The 15,344-nt window shown below is 67.7% G+C and carries 15 protein-coding genes; 9 read left to right on the forward strand and 6 right to left on the reverse strand.

What is annotated here, in order from left to right:
* Nucleotides 1-267 precede the first annotated feature (267 nt).
* A complete protein-coding gene (locus tag ACH4DZ_RS27255; protein ID WP_398289948.1) occupies nucleotides 268-879 on the reverse strand; it encodes a TetR/AcrR family transcriptional regulator in 612 nt (203 codons plus the stop codon).
* A 323-nt stretch (nucleotides 880-1,202) separates the two neighbouring features.
* Between ACH4DZ_RS27255 and ACH4DZ_RS27260 the strand changes: the two genes are divergently transcribed.
* From ACH4DZ_RS27260 to ACH4DZ_RS27270, 3 genes are all read left to right on the forward strand, one after another.
* Nucleotides 1,203-1,679, forward strand: coding sequence for a nuclear transport factor 2 family protein (locus ACH4DZ_RS27260; protein WP_398289949.1), 477 nt, complete (start codon nucleotides 1,203-1,205; stop codon nucleotides 1,677-1,679).
* Nucleotides 1,680-2,027: 348 nt separating this feature from the next.
* Nucleotides 2,028-2,495, forward strand: coding sequence for a nuclear transport factor 2 family protein (locus ACH4DZ_RS27265; protein WP_398289950.1), 468 nt, complete (start codon nucleotides 2,028-2,030; stop codon nucleotides 2,493-2,495).
* Between the two features lie 481 nt (nucleotides 2,496-2,976).
* Nucleotides 2,977-3,966: an aldo/keto reductase gene (locus ACH4DZ_RS27270; protein ID WP_398289951.1), complete on the forward strand. Its 990-nt coding sequence runs from the start codon at nucleotides 2,977-2,979 to the stop codon at nucleotides 3,964-3,966.
* Nucleotides 3,967-4,669: 703 nt separating this feature from the next.
* Here ACH4DZ_RS27270 and ACH4DZ_RS27275 read toward each other — a convergent pair.
* The gene (locus ACH4DZ_RS27275) at nucleotides 4,670-5,524 is read right to left on the reverse strand and encodes an LLM class F420-dependent oxidoreductase (RefSeq protein WP_398289952.1); all 855 of its coding nucleotides are present in this window, start codon (nucleotides 5,522-5,524) and stop codon (nucleotides 4,670-4,672) included.
* 230 nt (nucleotides 5,525-5,754) lie between these two features.
* Entirely contained in the window at nucleotides 5,755-6,438 is a 684-nt protein-coding gene (locus tag ACH4DZ_RS27280) for an EthD domain-containing protein (protein WP_398289953.1), read from the reverse strand.
* 761 nt (nucleotides 6,439-7,199) lie between these two features.
* Between ACH4DZ_RS27280 and ACH4DZ_RS27285 the strand changes: the two genes are divergently transcribed.
* Both ACH4DZ_RS27285 and ACH4DZ_RS27290 read left to right on the forward strand, forming a co-directional pair.
* Entirely contained in the window at nucleotides 7,200-7,694 is a 495-nt protein-coding gene (locus tag ACH4DZ_RS27285) for a hypothetical protein (RefSeq protein ID WP_398289954.1), read from the forward strand.
* Nucleotides 7,695-7,876: 182 nt separating this feature from the next.
* Complete coding sequence (locus ACH4DZ_RS27290) at nucleotides 7,877-8,488, forward strand: hypothetical protein (protein WP_398289955.1); 612 nt, start codon at nucleotides 7,877-7,879, stop codon at nucleotides 8,486-8,488.
* Nucleotides 8,489-8,553: 65 nt separating this feature from the next.
* On the opposite strand, the gene ACH4DZ_RS27295 is transcribed toward ACH4DZ_RS27290, so the two are convergent.
* A complete protein-coding gene (locus ACH4DZ_RS27295; protein ID WP_398289956.1) occupies nucleotides 8,554-8,892 on the reverse strand; it encodes a hypothetical protein in 339 nt (112 codons plus the stop codon).
* Nucleotides 8,893-9,048: 156 nt separating this feature from the next.
* A complete protein-coding gene (locus ACH4DZ_RS27300) occupies nucleotides 9,049-9,468 on the reverse strand; it encodes a hypothetical protein (protein WP_398289957.1) in 420 nt (139 codons plus the stop codon).
* A gap of 559 nt (nucleotides 9,469-10,027) precedes the next feature.
* Between ACH4DZ_RS27300 and ACH4DZ_RS27305 the strand changes: the two genes are divergently transcribed.
* Nucleotides 10,028-10,315 carry a hypothetical protein gene (locus ACH4DZ_RS27305; RefSeq protein WP_398289958.1) on the forward strand — a complete coding sequence of 96 codons (288 nt, stop codon included), beginning with the start codon at nucleotides 10,028-10,030 and terminating at the stop codon, nucleotides 10,313-10,315.
* Nucleotides 10,316-10,337: 22 nt separating this feature from the next.
* On the opposite strand, the gene ACH4DZ_RS27310 is transcribed toward ACH4DZ_RS27305, so the two are convergent.
* Nucleotides 10,338-11,171, reverse strand: a complete 834-nt coding sequence (locus tag ACH4DZ_RS27310; RefSeq protein ID WP_398289959.1) for an IclR family transcriptional regulator — start codon at nucleotides 11,169-11,171, stop codon at nucleotides 10,338-10,340.
* A 111-nt stretch (nucleotides 11,172-11,282) separates the two neighbouring features.
* On the opposite strand from ACH4DZ_RS27310, the gene ACH4DZ_RS27315 reads away from it, so the two are divergent.
* The 3 genes from ACH4DZ_RS27315 (at nucleotide 11,283) to ACH4DZ_RS27325 (ending at nucleotide 15,141) form a co-directional block, all read left to right on the forward strand.
* Nucleotides 11,283-12,317 (forward strand): 5-dehydro-4-deoxyglucarate dehydratase, encoded by a 1,035-nt coding sequence (locus ACH4DZ_RS27315; protein WP_398289960.1) that lies wholly within the window; start codon nucleotides 11,283-11,285, stop codon nucleotides 12,315-12,317.
* 101 nt (nucleotides 12,318-12,418) lie between these two features.
* Nucleotides 12,419-13,756 (forward strand): gluconate:H+ symporter, encoded by a 1,338-nt coding sequence (locus tag ACH4DZ_RS27320; protein WP_398289961.1) that lies wholly within the window; start codon nucleotides 12,419-12,421, stop codon nucleotides 13,754-13,756.
* 56 nt (nucleotides 13,757-13,812) lie between these two features.
* Nucleotides 13,813-15,141: an enolase C-terminal domain-like protein gene (locus tag ACH4DZ_RS27325; RefSeq protein ID WP_398289962.1), complete on the forward strand. Its 1,329-nt coding sequence runs from the start codon at nucleotides 13,813-13,815 to the stop codon at nucleotides 15,139-15,141.
* The last annotated feature ends 203 nt before the right edge of the window (nucleotides 15,142-15,344 follow it).

Below are 15,344 nucleotides of genomic sequence, written 5' to 3' on the forward strand. Positions count from 1 at the left end.
TGGAAGTCGTTGTGCCGGCCGGTACACGGCGGGCGCCCACGCCGAATCGACGAGAGGGGCCCGGGCCGCGCCGAGGCCGTCGACGCCCAGGTCGAGGCGGGCCTGCTTCGGAACGGGCCTGCTTCGGAACGGGCAGGCAGAGGTGCCGACCGGACGGCGAATCCCGGGACGGGCCGGGACGCGAGAGGTCGGTAGGGAATGGTCGGGACGCGAGAAGCCCGTAGGGAACGGTCGGGTGTCGACCGGCGGTATTGCCGCGCGGCAGAATCAGTTCGGCAGCGAAGCCGGAGGCCGGCGAATCCATTCGGGCAGGAGGGCGTACAGACGGACGGAGATCTCGTCCGGGTCGCAGTCGGTGTTCCCCCCGACCGCGGCCGAGAAGACTCCGTGCACGCCGGAGGCCGTGTAGACGTCCTCGACCGAGTTGGTGGGGCCGGACTCCCTCTCGTCGACGCCGAGGTCGCGCCGCAGGGCGTAGAGCTGGTCCAGGAGCAGGTCGCCGATGCCCATCAGCCCGCTCGACGACCGCCAGGTCGACGCAAGCAGGAACAGGCTCCTGCGCTGACGCAGGGAGTCGAGCATGGCGTTGAGCGTCGCCACGGCCACGGCCGCCGGATCCGCGCCCTTGTGCCGGTCGCTGATGTTCAGGTCGTGAAGAGCCCGGAAGTCGCCCGCGATCACGTACACCGCGGCCTCTTCCACCGAGTCGAAGTGGTTGTAGAAGGTGGCGCGGTGGATGCCCGCGGCTTCCGCCAGTGCCGAGACCGAAGGACATGTCTGCGTCCGCTGCATGTGCTCGGTCAGCGCGTCCGCGATCGCCTGTCGTGAACGGGTGAAACGCGGATCCGCTTCAGCGGCCGGGGACTGCTCACTCACCATGGAGGCACACTACTTTGCGGCTGACCTGCCGCCTTCACCCCCTCGGCTGCGAACGGCCGCCTGCGCGGTGCGACGGGCGGCGCGGGTTCCGACGTCCGCCCGGTGCCGGGCATCGAATCCCGTGCGCGGTGCCGGGCGGTCCGTGCGGCATGAGCGCGTATCCGTCCCCGGTACTCGCGGACGGGCGCCGTTCGAGCACTGGAATCCACTTCTGACATGACACTCCTTCGGCTGGTTCGCTCTCGACGATACCACTATTCGACAGCTGTCGTTTAGTGGTCTACGGTTGTTGACGAACCCGATCCCCCTCCAAAGGACGCACCATGCTGACGACCGACAGCACCACCTCCACCACGGCCACCGAGGACAAGCTCGCCGTGGTGGAGACCCTCTACCGTTACGCCGCGGGCCTGGACCTGCGGGACGCGGACCTGCTCGCCTCCGCCTTCGCGGACGACGCGGTGGCCGACTTCGGCCCGGCCACGAGGAAGGCCGGCCACGAGTACCCCCCGATCAAGGGCAGGCAGACCATCGTTCCGGCCCTGCTGGGCTCGCTCAGCCACCTGGACACCACGCACTCGGTGAGCAACCCGCGGGTGAGCCTCGACGGTGACACGGCGCACCTGGAGGGCATCGTGGCCTGCCAGCACCTGCCGAGGGAGGACCACTCGCGCCACGTCCTGATGACCAACCGCTACGACGTCGACCTGGCCCGCCAGGGCGACGTGTGGGTCATCCGGCAGGTCACCGTCGACAACGCCTGGACCCAGGGCGACCCCACCGTCCTCGCCGGCATCTGAAAACACCTGCCGGACGCTGTGGCACGAACCCCTCGCCCGGACACCGCGGGCGTCCGGGCCGGGCACACTCCAGCTGCCACGGCAGCCGCACCGGGCCGGGCATCCGCGCCCCGGCGCACGCCCCTGAACGGGCGACGGCGTCCTTCCCCGCGCGAAGCGAGGCCCGCGCCGGCAGGTCCGAGCGCGGGCGGCGATGCCGGCACAGTCGCCGACCGGTCCCGCCGACCACCCGCATGCGCGACCGACGACCCGCATGCGCAACCGACCATCTGGAACGGGACAGACCTCGTCGCATCTCGGGTGGGAGCGCCTGCCCTTCCCGGCTTCGCCCCTCACGATCGGAATCCCATGAGCGCCTCCGCCACACCCGACCTCCACCAGGACCGCAGCGAGATCCTCGCCCTGCTCACGGCCTACGCCTTCGGCTTGGACCGCCGAGACTTCACCCGCGTCGCCTCCGTCTTCACCGAGGGCGCCGACGTACAGAACGTCTTCGACGCCCACCTGCCGGAAGGTGAGAAGTTCAGCGGCGTGACAACCGGCGGCAGCGCTGTCGCCGAGGGTGCCCGCCGGCTGTTCGGCGGCCTCGACGCGACGCAGCACCTGCTGGGCGCCCAAAGCGTCGAGTTCACGGACACAGGAGCACACGCGTCCACGCAGATCGTGGCCCACCACCACAAGGGCAGCGGCTACTACCACACGGGCGGCACCTACGAAGACGATCTCGTGCGCACGTCCAACGGCTGGCGCATCGCCCGCCGGACCCTGCGCATCCACTGGACGACCGGCAGCCCCGACGTCGTCCTGGCCCCGTGAGCTCTCCCTGAGTTCCCCTTAGCTCCTCGTGAACTGAGAAGCGGACAACACCCACTGCCGACGCCGACGACCTCACGGAGGGCTGCGGTGGGTCACCGCCGCGCGCCGATCTCCGGCCTCAGCACGCGTCGGCGCACTCGACCGACCGGTGACCATCACGCGAGCCCCGGCCTCGACCGCCCGCACCCCCGGCGCGGGCGCACACCTGCGAGGTCGCTTCCACACCGCACAACGGGCGGTCCGTCGACCGGTCGTTCGCACGGCACCCGTCGCACACGACGGAGCGCATACCCAGGTGCGGCGCACCCCTCCTCACACGGCCTCCCTCATCCGGGTCCCGTCATCGAGTGTGGTGTCCACGCCGCACCGTACGCCCGCTCGCCGGCCCGGACCGCAACCTCCGCCCCGGCCGGCGGGCCGGCCCCACCGGGCGCGCCGGCATCCGAACCGCACCACTCACCTTGATCAAAAGGAGTACGTCATGAACCGCAGGACACTGGGCAGCCAGGGCCTCCAGGTCTCAGAGATCGGTTACGGCACCATGGGCCTGACCATGGCCTACGGTCCCGGCGACACGCCGGAGGGCATCGCCGCCATCCGGCGTGCCCATGACCTGGGCGTCACCTTCTTCGACACCGCCGAGTTCTACGGACTGGGCACCGGTGCCAGCGAGACCCTGCTCGGCCAGGCCGTCAAGGACTTCCGTGAGGAAGTCGTCCTGGCCACCAAGTTCGGCTTCGACATGTCCGCGTCCCCCGAGCAGTTCGGCATCGCGCTCGACAGCCGCCCGGACAACATCCGCAAGGTCGCCGACAACAGCCTGCGCCACCTGGGCGTCGACCACATCGACGTCTTCTACCAGCACCGCGTCGACCCCGACGTGCCCATCGAGGACGTCGCCGGCACCGTCAAGGAACTCATCGACGCCGGCAAGGTCAAGCACTTCGGGCTGAGCGAAGCCGGCCCCGAGACCCTGCGCAAGGCACACACCGTGCAGCCGGTCTCGGTCCTGCAGAGCGAATACTCCCTCTTCGAGCGGGACGTCGAGCGGCTCTTCCCCACGCTCGACGAACTGGGCGTCGGCTTCGTCGCCTACGCCCCGCTGGGCCGCGGCTTCATCACCGGCGGCGCCAGGCCTGCCGGCCAGTACGACGCGAGCGACATGCGCAACACCGATGCCCGCTGGCAGCCGGGCAACTTCGAGAAGAACATCAAGGCCGTCGAACGCCTGACCGCTCTCGCGGCCACCAAGCAGGCCACTGTCTCCCAACTGGCCCTGGCCTGGCTGCTCGCACAGGGCGAGCACCTCGTACCCATTCCCGGCACCCGCAGCCCGCAGCGCGTCGAGGAGAACACCCGGGCCGCCGACCTCGTCCTGAGCGACACCGACCTGGCCGCCATCGACGACATCCTGCCCCACGGCGGCTTCGGCGCCCGCTACGGCGAGGAGTACGCACCCACCTGGACCTGAACCCGGCCCGCGCAGGCGACCTCCCGCCCCGCGACCGCCGGCGCCCGCACGACAACCCGGGACCAATCCGTACGGCCGTTTCGGGCTCCGCCCGCTACTCCAGCTCGACGGCCGTACGGTTCGCGACGTGGACTTCCCCCGCCGGCCACCCTCTACCTCTGTCTCTGCCTTTGCGCAATCGACTTCGTCAAGGAGCGGACGTGGCCGCACGGTCCACCGAACCAGCAGCCTTCCGAACCGCCATGGAATACCTTGCGGCCGCCGGTATCCACTGCGAAACCGAGTCCTGCGGACATCCGAAAGAAGAGGCGTACGCCTCGTACCACTTCGCTGACAGCTCCCACCTGACGTGGAGCGCACACTCCACCACAGGCCGGCAGAACTGCATCACCCATCCCATCAGTGACCACGGTGGCTTTGACGCCTATTTCACATCCGATCCGAGAGACGAAAGCCGTCAAGTCGACTCGGGCCACTTGGGTTCCGACGTATGCGCGCTTCGCGGCTGGCTCACCGAACTCGTCGGACGGCATGGCCGGACACTGCACACTGGAGAACCTTGCGCATGACATCGCTGACCGCCGGGTGGCGCAACGGCGCCGGTCGGGAGAAGACCGTCCTGGGCGCCGGCCGAAGGGGCTCTACTGGACGGGGCGTTGCGCAGCACGCCCGCCACGGTGGCCGTCGACGGAAGGCGGTGCGTTCACGGCCGGAGCTGTTCCCGGCCGGCTGTCACTGTCACATCGGCGGTGAGCGCGACCAGTTTGTCGAGGTCCGCCAGTGGGTCGGGTGCCTCCGTGTCGAGGGGGAGGACGATCCTCTCCGCACCGGCTTCTTCGTATCCGCCGACGATCTCAGGTTCGGCCCGGCCCACATGCAGGACTGTCACGGGGACCTCGCGGCCTGCGAGTTCGCGCAGCCGCTCGATCTTCGGCTTCAGCCCGGCAGGCGACTGAGGGTTGGGGAACCAGCCGTCTCCGGCCTTCACCACCCGGGCGAACGCCTTCTCCCCTCCGCCGACGTAGACCGGGGGATGCGGGCGTTGCACGGGTTTGGGCCACGAATAGATGGGATCGAAGTCCACGCACTCACCGTGGAACTCGGCCTTCTCGTGGTGCCATATCTCCTTCATGGCGAGAATGTGCTCGGTCGCGATCGCTCCGCGCCTAACAGGATCTCCGCCGTGGTTCGCCATTTCCTCGGCGTTCCATCCGGACCCGATCCCGAAGATGAACCGGCCCTGCGACACCAGGTCCAGAGAGGCGATGAGCTTGGCCGTGGTGATCGGATCCCTCTGGGCGACCAGTGATATTCCCGTGCCGAGAAGCAGACGGTGCGTGACGCCGGCCATCGCGGTGAGTGCCACGAAAGGGTCGATGGTGTGATAGAGGGAGGCCGGGCGATCGCCGAACGGGTACGGCGACCTTTCGTCGACGGGAATGTGAGTGTGCTCGGCGAGGAATATCGAGTCGAATCCTCGTTCCTCGACAGCCCTGCCGTATGCGGCTGGGGGTATGGTCGATCGATCGGTGAAAGTGCAGTTCACCCCGAACTTCATCGGAGGTTCCTTCCTGGTTCTGTTGACTTCTATCGGTTTCTGCCGGACTGTCTCCGTGGCTGGTCCGGCGAAAAGGCTTCGCGGATTCGACCGGCCTGCTGCACCCAGGTGCTTTCAGCGGCGGGCCTGGCGAAGCCTGTATCCGTCCACATCCGCGATCGGCGCGGCTGTGCGTCACGGACGACGGCCGTCACTCCCGCCGTTCCCGCCGCTCCCGCCGCGTACCGACTTCACCGGATGCGGAATTCCGTACCGGCCACCGCGCTTGTGCGGCTGATATCGATAGGTGAGTTCGACCCCAGGGCGGAAACAAACCTTTCAAGGCTGGGGGCCTCGCTTTCCGGGGAGGAGGGATCTCCTCGCCAGATCTCGATGACTCCGTCGAAGGGGGGCCGTTCGGCTGTGTACATCTCGTCCACCGGAAGGCTCTGGACGTATCGCTTGACGTTGGGAATCTCCCGGAGAGCCAGGTCCGGAAGTGCGTCGTTCCACCAGATTCGGAAGTCGGCCGTCCGTACGTCAGGATGCTGCTTCACCAGTAGCATGGTCTTGTGGAAGGGGCGGTTGCGGGTGAGATTGGCACCTTCCAGCTTTACGTCCTCGGTTACTACGAAGATTGCGTCACGCGAGTGATCCAGGAAATTTCCCTCGTCCCTCTTGATGACTTCCATGAAATATGGATCCGTAGCAAGAGCGGTGAGCGACGAGATGTTCTCGAACCAGGCTTCGGCGATTCCTTCGTATATTGACCGAGTGAAGGTGTCCAGATTTTCCGTGGTCCCATGGAACTGGACGTAACGACGTATCGCTTGTGCTTCCTCTGCCAGTCGGCTGTGAACAACGGCCCAGTGCAGGTGGAACTGTTGCGGACTGACGTTCGCGCTGCGCGGTACGAGACCGAGAGCTTTGATCATGGGCATGATAATTATTCCTCTCCCTGCGTTGTTGACCGATACGGTGCGGGCCCACGTGCTTCCCCTCCGACGCGGGCCCTGCCCGTCGAAGTCCTTCCAGCCCTGCAGCGGTGGTCGCCCTCAGCTGTTCTCCGAGCGATGGCGCCACCGCGTACGGAGCGGGGCCGCGGTTCGCGGCGGGGTCGCACGATGAAAGGCCCGTCGTCGCACCGTCGGCGATGGCTACGACCGCAAGGCATCGTCTGCCACGGAGCGCCAGGCCGGTTGTTCCCGGCCTCACCACGGCGCAGTCATCTGTCTGCTGCCACTGGACACCCACGGGTGCGGAATCGCCGCGCGTCACACGGAAGGGTCGGAACCTCCGCCTGTGTCGATGCCGACTTCCACCCGCGCTCAGTCGACACGGTCTGCGACGAGTTTGCCGCGAGCGGCCTGGATGCCGGGTTCGGCGTGTACCGCAGCGGCCGATCCTGACCTCGACTCATGCTGCGCGGGCCTGCCTATGACCGCCTCGTACCGATTAAGGGTGAATCATTGGCGTTTTGCTAGTCATGGTGCCGGGCCCGTGATCGAATCAGCCGCCAACAGGGGGCGCTGCCGCCCCCGCCTTAAGCGTCGTTTGGCTACGCAAAGGACGGCCGTTGCGCACCTTTATGAACGCGGTGGTCTGTTCGGCTGTCGTCGCAGGCACCCTTATGGCCTCCGCATTTGTCACTTCCGCATCGTCGCGAACGGCCCCGTCGGTTCCGCAAGGTCTGCGCGTGATGTCCAACGAGGGGTACGCGCAGTCGTTCGGCGTGGATCGCGCCGAGGCTGAGGGGTTGACAGTGGATTCGATCCAGCCGAGTCCGGCTGCTCCGCGGGCCGACGCCAGCGCCCGCGCCAGTCACTGGAGCGTGGTGAAGTTCGTCAGCAAGGACGGCGAGGGCAAGAACATTCCGACCCGGGAAGGCAACAGCAAGTTCGGCTGGCGGCACTTCTCGGGACCGCACAACATCCACGATCCCAAAGTGATCAAGATCGTGACCAGTGAGCGCCCGGAGAAGAAGGACGGAGCGCGCCGGGTCTACGGCGGGGTGCTGACCAACCGTCTCGGCGCGGTCCTCGCCCGGATCAAGGTGATCGCCCAGTACAGCTACAAGACCGCGGACGGCGACTACGTGCTCGCTGACCACAGCCACAAGATCGGAACGATCACCGCGTACTGTGAGCGGGTTGCGCGCAACAAGTGCCCCGATGCGGTGAACGAGACATGACGTCCCCGCTCGTCGGAGGCAGTCAGGAGCCAGCGCCGATGCAACGGTGGGAGCACGAAGGAGTGGTGCGGCTGCAAGCCGCTCTCGTCCAGGGCGTGCTGCGGTTCACGGTGACCCCCTTGGGGGGTGGCCCTGTTGTCCGAGGCGTGCTTCCCGTCCAGGACGGACGAATCGTGGGGAGAGTGGTCGTCTGGGACGGCCGCGTTGTCGGGACCTCGGTGGCCTACGACCTGCCGCTGGTGGACCAGCACGGTGACAACATCCCCGCCTTCGCGCTGGCCGCTGCTCTGCGGCGCATAGTGCGGATGCGGCAGGAGTCCAACGTTCAGTGCACGGCAGCGGACCCCGACCATGATGGCAATGGCAATGGCAATGGCAATGGCAATGGCAATGGCGAACGCGTCCGCGACGGGCACGGTATTCCCGTTGTAGGTACGGAGGAGGTGGCGCGGCTTTTGGAGGCTGGTCCGGAGCTCGATCTCACGGACGCTCTTCACGCGGCCGTCGCAGGTATCGTTCCGCCCGGAGAATCCGAACCTTCCGGGAAACTGGGCGTGTGTGGCTTCCTGCTCCTTGACCAGCACAGGGCGCGTCTCTATGTGGCTGGTGAGGGGCTGTCGGGCGTGATCGGCCTCGACGTGTCGCTTCGCGATGAAGAAGGAGCAGTGGCCGTGGGCATCACCGGTTTGGCTGCCGCCCTGCCCTCGCTCATCGCCGACGATCAGTTGAAATACAACCCCTCGGACGCCGTGGACCCATATTGCTCGGAAGTGTTCGACCTGACCCACTGGTAGCACTTGGATGGTCCTCTTCAGATGTTGCAGCTGTCTTCCGTAAGTCTGGATGAGGCGGCTATGTGTCACGAAGAAGGGTCGGGGCCCTTTTTGGTTTCCGCAGAGTCATGGAGATCTGCGAGGATCCGCTTGATGTCAGTGGCCAACGTGGTGGTAGTGGAGACTCGGCCGGCTCGAACAGTCAGAGCACCCGGAGAGTCAGCCAGGTCGGCCTCCACCAGGTAACCCACTTCCGACAGGATGCCGAACAGCGCCGCGTGCAGATGACGTCGGGCGGCTTCGTGCGCACGGTCCGCCTCGCCCATGGGCCAGCCCCGTAGCTGTTCGTCGGCTGCGGCACGGCGCAGACTGCGTGAGACGAACCATTCGACGCCGACGGATTCACCGTGATCTGTCACCACCATGCCGTGAGCCCGATGGCGGTCGTCGCTGTCCGATTCAGACAGTCCTGCGGCTGCCAGTAGGGTCCGGACCTCCAGGGCCAACGGACCGCGGGTTGGAGATCGACGTCGATAGTGCGGACTGGGCACAGAGCACGCTCCTTGGTAAGGGATGAGAGGTCACTCAACGAGAGTGATGACACCGTCGGGAATCCAGCCCTCCAGATACCCGCGTAGAAGGGGGACCAGTTCGCGTGGATACACATCGAACATCTCATCTTCGACGTTCGACAACGGATGCCACACGTAGTCGGCATCTGCCCGGGAGTGCGAGCGAGCGCGAAGACTGATCGGCTTCATTCTGCTGTGCCGGACAATGAAGATATTTGTTGATCCGGTTGAAGCGCCACCCTTCGAGCTGAGGTCGAATCTGCCGATCACTGGCGTGCGGGAAACGAACCAATGAGAGAAGAGCGGGTCCAGAGTGTGAATGAAGGAGAACTTGGACGGCCGGATGCGGATTACTCTTGAAGGGGCCGGGCGCCAAACAGACTGCCCGTGAGTTCGGCACAGCAGTACACGTTCCTGACGGTCGATCACAGCGAGTGTGGTGGAGCATGATTTCTTCCGGAGTACGTTCCTCATGCGTTGAGCGTCCGTCAGAACCGGTGTTAGTACCTCTGCTGCGTTGCATACGAATGATGCCGACAGTGATCGGGCAATTCGCTGAAGTGAGACTGTGCCGAACTTGACCACCTGTCGGCGCCCGCCCGCCGTCCTGGGGGAGGCGGCAAGCAAACCGTCACGTTGTCGTGCACGATTGCCTGCCGCCTGTCGGGGGCTCGCGGAAATTCCACCTCATGCTGCTTCCGCCAGGCCCTGTAAGAGCTGTGCGCTTTCGGCGGGCCAGAGCGTCTCTGGGGACTGCTGCAGGGTTGGGTGACACCTGACCTGGCTTGCTGAGAAGCGGCCTGGAAGGAGGTTGCAGTGCCCAAGCCGTAGCCGATGGAGTTCCGCGAGGACGTCGTGCGGGTCACACGCAACCGCGAGCCCGGCGTCACGCTGGAACAGATCGCGGCCGACTCCGGGGTCCACCCGATCATGTTGCCGAAGTGGCTGCGCCGTGCGGAGACCGATGAGGGCGCCAGGCCCTCAGTGGGTGGGGGCTGCGTACCCCGGGACCGACCGGACGATCTGGACGGGCTTCGTTCTGGTCCTCGGCATCGCCCTGCTGTGCACCGGCATCTCGCTGGGCATCACCATGATCATGGCGGCCTACGACCGGGTCCGCGGCCTGGCCGTGCTACGGCTCGCCCGGACCACCCAGTGGCACTTGCTGCGGCTGGTGGGTGCCGTGGTCTCGTCCGTGATGGCCGTCGCCCTCGCCGCGCGCCGCAGTGCGATGGAGCAGGCGGTGGAACGGGCGCTGGAGTGGGCCGTGGAGTAGACGGGGGAGCGGGCCGCTCCCGTCACCGCCAGTCCGGTGCGCCTGAAGTCGAAGGGAGCGCGGCCTCGATCTTTGTGCGTGTCTCCCGCATGACCTCGATCACCCGGGCCTCGTGGGACTGGCTGAGGCGGGCCACCGGGACCGAGCAGCTGATGGCGTCCGTGGCCGGGGAGTCGTAGCGCAGGGCGAAGCCGAAGCCCGCGATGCCGGGCACCGTCTCCTCACGGTCGATCGAGTAACCGCGGGCCCGGACCTGCGCCAGGTCGGCGAGAAGGGTGGTTCGGGAGGTGTGCGTGTTCTCGGTGAGGGCGGGCAACCGGCCCTCGGGGAGCGGGAGTTCGGAGTCGGTGCGTTCGGCGAGCAGGGCCTTGCCGAGCGCGCCCGCGTGGGCCGGGATCCGGCGGCCGACCCTGCTGATGGTCCGCAGGTACTCGTGGGACTCGCGGGTCGCGAGGTACACGACGTCCGGGCCGTCGAGCCGGGCCAGGTGGATCGTCTCGCCGAGCGCGTCCGAGGCCTGGTCGAGACAGGGGCGCACCAGGCGGACGTGCGGGTCGCTGTCGAGGTAGCTCGTGCCCGTGAACAGAGCGCGGATCCCGATGCCGTAGAGGGACCCCGTCGTGTCGGAGCGCACCCAGCCGCAGTCGATGAGGGTCTGGAGCAGCTGGTACATGCTGCTGCGCGGTACGTCCAGCTCCTCGGCCAGTTCGTCCAGGCGGGCGGGGCGGTCACCGCGTGCGGCGAGCAGTTCCAGCAGCGCGACCGTTCGGGTCGCCGACTTCACCCCGCGTACGCCCCGCGCTCCCCGTGGTTCCTGCGCTCCCCGTACCCCGCTGCCCCCGCTGCTCTCCGGCATGGCCTCATCGTAAATCCGCGCTGCCGCACCCATTGACCGTGCCCGGTTCACCGACCTAACCTCCGTTCTCATACATGTACGTCATCTGCATATAGAGATGAGAGGTCGGAGATGCGGTACAGCGCGGAGATCGGGAGCGTGGTGCAGCGGCTGCGCGACGGCATGGCGGGCGGAGTGCTGTCCTTTCCTCTCACCAGCTTCCGCGACGACGGTGATGGTGAGGGTGGCGGCGATGGTGACGGAGGTGGAGGTGGAGATGGTGACGGCGGCGGGCTCGATCTGGAGTCCTACCGGGGCTATCTGGCGGGCCAGCTGGCCCCCGGGCCCGGTGTCGCCGCCCCCGGCGCCGTCTTTCCCGCCTGCGGGACCGGGGAGTTCTTCTCGCTCGACGAGGACGAGTACCGCGCGGTCGTCGCGGCCACGGTCGAGATCGCCGACGGCCGGCTGCCGGTGGTCGCGGGCATCGGCTACGGATGGGCGCAGGCCCTGCGCTTCGCCCGGATCGCCGAGGAGGCCGGCGCCGACGCCCTGCTCGTGATGCCCCACTACCTGGTCGGCGCCCCGCAGGACGGTCTGGTCGGGCAACTGCGCCGGATCGCCGCCGGCACCCGGCTGCCGCTGATCGCGTACCAGCGCGGGCAGGTCGCCTTCACCGCGGACAGTCTGCGCCGCATCGCGTCGATCCCCACCGTCGTCGGCCTCAAGGACGGGCACAGCGACCTCGACCGGCTGCAGCGCCTCACGCTCGCCGCCCCCGACGGCTTCCTCTTCTTCAACGGAGCCTCCACCGCGGAGATCCAGGCCCGCGCGTACGCCACCGTCGGCGTCCCCGCCTACTCCTCGGCCGTCCACGCCTTCGCCCCCGAGATCGCGAGCGCCTTCTTCACCGCCCTGCGCGGGAACGACGAGGCCACGCTCACCAAGCTCCTGCGCGACTTCTACGTCCCGCTCGTCGAGTTGCGCGACCGCGTGCCGGGTTACGCCGTGTCCCTCGTCAAGGCCGCCGCCCGGTTGCGTGGCCTGCCGGTCGGACCCGTACGGGCACCGCTCACCGATCCCGGCGCCGCCGACCTCGCCGAACTGGAGGCGATCCTCGACACCGGCCTCGCCCTCGTCGGAGCGCCGCGCCAACGCACCACCGCCTGAAGCAACGAAGCAACGGCGTACCGACGTAACGAAGCAACGGCGTAACGACGTAACGAAACAGTTCAGCTGTTCAACAGTGCGCCAGTTCAAAGGGGAACTGCATGCCTCTGCTCGTAGTCGGGATCAGCGTTCTGGTGCTGCTGTTCCTGATGACCCGGATGAAACTCAACGGCTTCGCCGCGCTGCTGCTCGTGGCGGTGGGCGTCGCCCTGGTCCAGGGCATTCCGGTGGCCGACATCCCGGACGTCCTCTCGGAGGGCATCGGGGGCCAGATCGGCGACACGATGCTCACCATCGGGCTCGGCGCCATGGTCGGCCGGGTGATGGGGGACTCGGGCGCCGCCCAGCGGATAGCCAGCCGGCTGCTGGACGCGTTCGGACCGCGCTGGGTCCAGGTGGCCATGGTGGTCACGTCCATGCTCATCGGCGTGACCATGTTCTACGAGGTCGCGTTCATCATCATCGTGCCGATCGCGTTCACGCTGGTCAGGGTCACCGGGGCGAAGCTGCTGTGGGTCGGCCTGCCGATGTCGATCGCCCTGTCCACGATGCACAGCTTCCTGCCGCCGCACCCCGGCCCCACCGCCGTGGCCGCGACCTTCCACGCCTCCGTCGGACACACCCTGTTCTACGGCCTGTTCATCGCCGTCCCGGTGGGCGCGTTCATCGCCCTGCTGTGGCCCCGGCTGCCGTTCATCCGGGCCATGGACCCGGCCATCCCCAAGGGCCTGGTCAGCGACCGCGAGTTCGAGGACGGCGAGATGCCGGGCCTCGGCTGGTCGCTGTCCGTCGCGCTCTTCCCCGTCGTCCTCATCGCGGGCGCCGCCGTCGTCGACATGGCGGCCTCGGGGGACGGCCCCGTCCTGCACTTCGTCGCCTTCATCGGCTCGGCGCCCATCGCGCTCATGCTGACCCTGCTCCTGGCGATCTGGGCGTTCGGACCGCGCATCGGCCGCAGCCTGGCGGACGTCAACACGTCCTGCACCTCGGCCGCCCAGTCGATGGCGATGATCCTCCTCGTCATCGGCGCGGGCGGCGCGTTCAAGAACGTCCTGGTCGAAGGCGGCATCTCCGACTACATCAAGGACGCCACCGACAACTGGACCATCTCGCCGATCGTCCTGGCGTGGCTCATCGCGGTCATCCTCCGCGTCGCGCTCGGCTCGGCGACCGTCGCCGTCGTCACCGCCTCCGGGGTGGTGCTGCCGCTCCTCGCGGGCAGCGGGATCCACCCCGAGATCATGGTGCTCGCCGTGTCCTGCGGCTCGATCGCCTTCTCCCACGTCAACGACCCGGGGTTCTGGCTGTTCAAGGAGTACTTCAACCTCTCGGTCGTCGAAGCGATCAAGGTGCGTACCACCTATACGACGGTCCTCGCGGTCCTCGGCCTGGGCGGGGTCCTGGCGATGGAGTGGACCCTCGACATCCTCAGCCTCTGAGCCACCCCGCCCAATGATCCCCCTTAGCCAAGGACTCCGAAAGGTCTTCGATACGCATGAGCCAGCCGACCGTCACCGAGTTCGCCGTCTACCCCGTCGCCGGCCGAGACTCCATGGAGCTGAACCTCTCCGGCGCGCACGGCCCCTACTTCACCCGCAACATCGTGGTCCTCAAGGACTCCGAGGGCCGTACGGGACTGGGGGAGGTGCCCGGCGGCGAGAAGATCACCCGGACACTGCGGGACGCCGAATCCCTGGTCGCCGGCGCGAAGGTGGGCGACTACAAGCGCGTCCTGCGGGCGATCGGGGACCGCTTCGCCGATCGTGACTCGGGCGGCCGGGGGGCCCAGACCTTCGACCTGCGCACCACCGTGCACGCCGTGACGGCCGTCGAGTCGGCGCTGCTCGACCTCCTGGGCCAGCACCTCGACGTACCGGTCGCGGCGCTCCTCGGCGACGGTCAACAGCGCTCGTCCGTACGGGTCCTGGGCTACCTCTTCTACGTCGGTGACCCCGGCCGGACCGACCTGGAGTACGTGCGGGAGCCCGACTCGGACGTCGACTGGTACCGCGTCCGGCACGAGGAGGCGCTCACGCCCGAGGCGATCGTCCGGCAGGCCGAGACCGCGTACGACCTGTACGGCTTCCGGGACTTCAAGCTCAAGGGCGGTGTCCTGGCCGGTGCGGAGGAGGTCGAGGCCGTACGGGCGCTCAAGGACCGTTTCCCCGGGGCGCGGGTCACCCTGGACCCGAACGGGGCGTGGCCGCTGAGCGAGGCGGTCGAGCTGTGCAAGCCGCTGGTCGGCACGCTCGCGTACGCCGAGGATCCCTGTGGGGCGGAGGGCGGGTACTCCGGGCGGGAGATCCTGGCGGAGTTCCGGCGTGCGACCGGTCTTCCGACGGCCACCAACATGATCGCCACGGACTGGCGGCAGATGACGCACGCGTTGGCGCTCCAGTCGGTGTCCATTCCGTTGGCGGACCCGCACTTCTGGACCATGCAGGGGTCCGTGCGGGTGGCTCAGCTGTGCAATGCGATGGGGCTGACCTGGGGTTGCCATTCCAACAACCACTTCGACATCTCGCTCGCCATGGTGACGCACTGCGGGGCGGCGGCGCCGGGGGAGTACAACGCGCTGGACACGCACTGGATCTGGCAGGAGGGGCTGGAACGGCTCACCGTCAGCCCGCCTCGCATCGTCGACGGGGAGATCGCCGTGCCGGATGCGCCGGGGCTGGGGGTGCGGCTGGACAGGGAGCGGTTGCTCGCGGCGCACGAGCTGTATCTGAAGAATGCGTTGGGGGGGCGGGACGATGCGGTGGGGATGCGGTACCTGGTTCCCGACTGGGAGTTCGACGCGAAGCGGCCGTGTTTGGTGCGTTAGCGTGCGGGCCGGCTGGGGGCTGTGGGCGCGTCGTGACTCAGCGCGCCGTTCCGCGCGCCCCTGAGGGGCCGAGGGCCACGTGGGCTTGCACGTGCGGCCCGGTGGGGGTTGGTCGCGCAGTTCCCCGCGCCCCTCAAGGGGGTCGAGGGTTGCGCGAGTTTGTATGTGCGGGCCGGTGGGGGCTGGTCGCGCAGTTCCCCGCG

Origin of the sequence: Streptomyces sp. NPDC017991 (genome assembly GCF_044328075.1) — a bacterium.
In the GTDB taxonomy this organism is placed as follows: Bacteria; Actinomycetota; Actinomycetes; order Streptomycetales; family Streptomycetaceae; genus Streptomyces.

Bases quoted from the DNA above. Each gene is read 5' to 3' on its own strand.
- ACH4DZ_RS27255 (WP_398289948.1), bottom strand. From the start codon at position 879: ATGGTGAGTGAGCAGTCCCCGGCCGCTGAAGCGGATCCGCGTTTCACC.
- ACH4DZ_RS27260 (WP_398289949.1), top strand. From the start codon at position 1,203: ATGCTGACGACCGACAGCACCACCTCCACCACGGCCACCGAGGACAAG.
- ACH4DZ_RS27265 (WP_398289950.1), top strand. From the start codon at position 2,028: ATGAGCGCCTCCGCCACACCCGACCTCCACCAGGACCGCAGCGAGATC.
- ACH4DZ_RS27270 (WP_398289951.1), top strand. From the start codon at position 2,977: ATGAACCGCAGGACACTGGGCAGCCAGGGCCTCCAGGTCTCAGAGATC.
- ACH4DZ_RS27275 (WP_398289952.1), bottom strand. From the start codon at position 5,524: ATGAAGTTCGGGGTGAACTGCACTTTCACCGATCGATCGACCATACCC.
- ACH4DZ_RS27280 (WP_398289953.1), bottom strand. From the start codon at position 6,438: ATGATCAAAGCTCTCGGTCTCGTACCGCGCAGCGCGAACGTCAGTCCG.
- ACH4DZ_RS27295 (WP_398289956.1), bottom strand. From the start codon at position 8,892: ATGGTGGTGACAGATCACGGTGAATCCGTCGGCGTCGAATGGTTCGTC.
- ACH4DZ_RS27310 (WP_398289959.1), bottom strand. From the start codon at position 11,171: ATGCCGGAGAGCAGCGGGGGCAGCGGGGTACGGGGAGCGCAGGAACCA.
- ACH4DZ_RS27315 (WP_398289960.1), top strand. From the start codon at position 11,283: ATGCGGTACAGCGCGGAGATCGGGAGCGTGGTGCAGCGGCTGCGCGAC.
- ACH4DZ_RS27320 (WP_398289961.1), top strand. From the start codon at position 12,419: ATGCCTCTGCTCGTAGTCGGGATCAGCGTTCTGGTGCTGCTGTTCCTG.
- ACH4DZ_RS27325 (WP_398289962.1), top strand. From the start codon at position 13,813: ATGAGCCAGCCGACCGTCACCGAGTTCGCCGTCTACCCCGTCGCCGGC.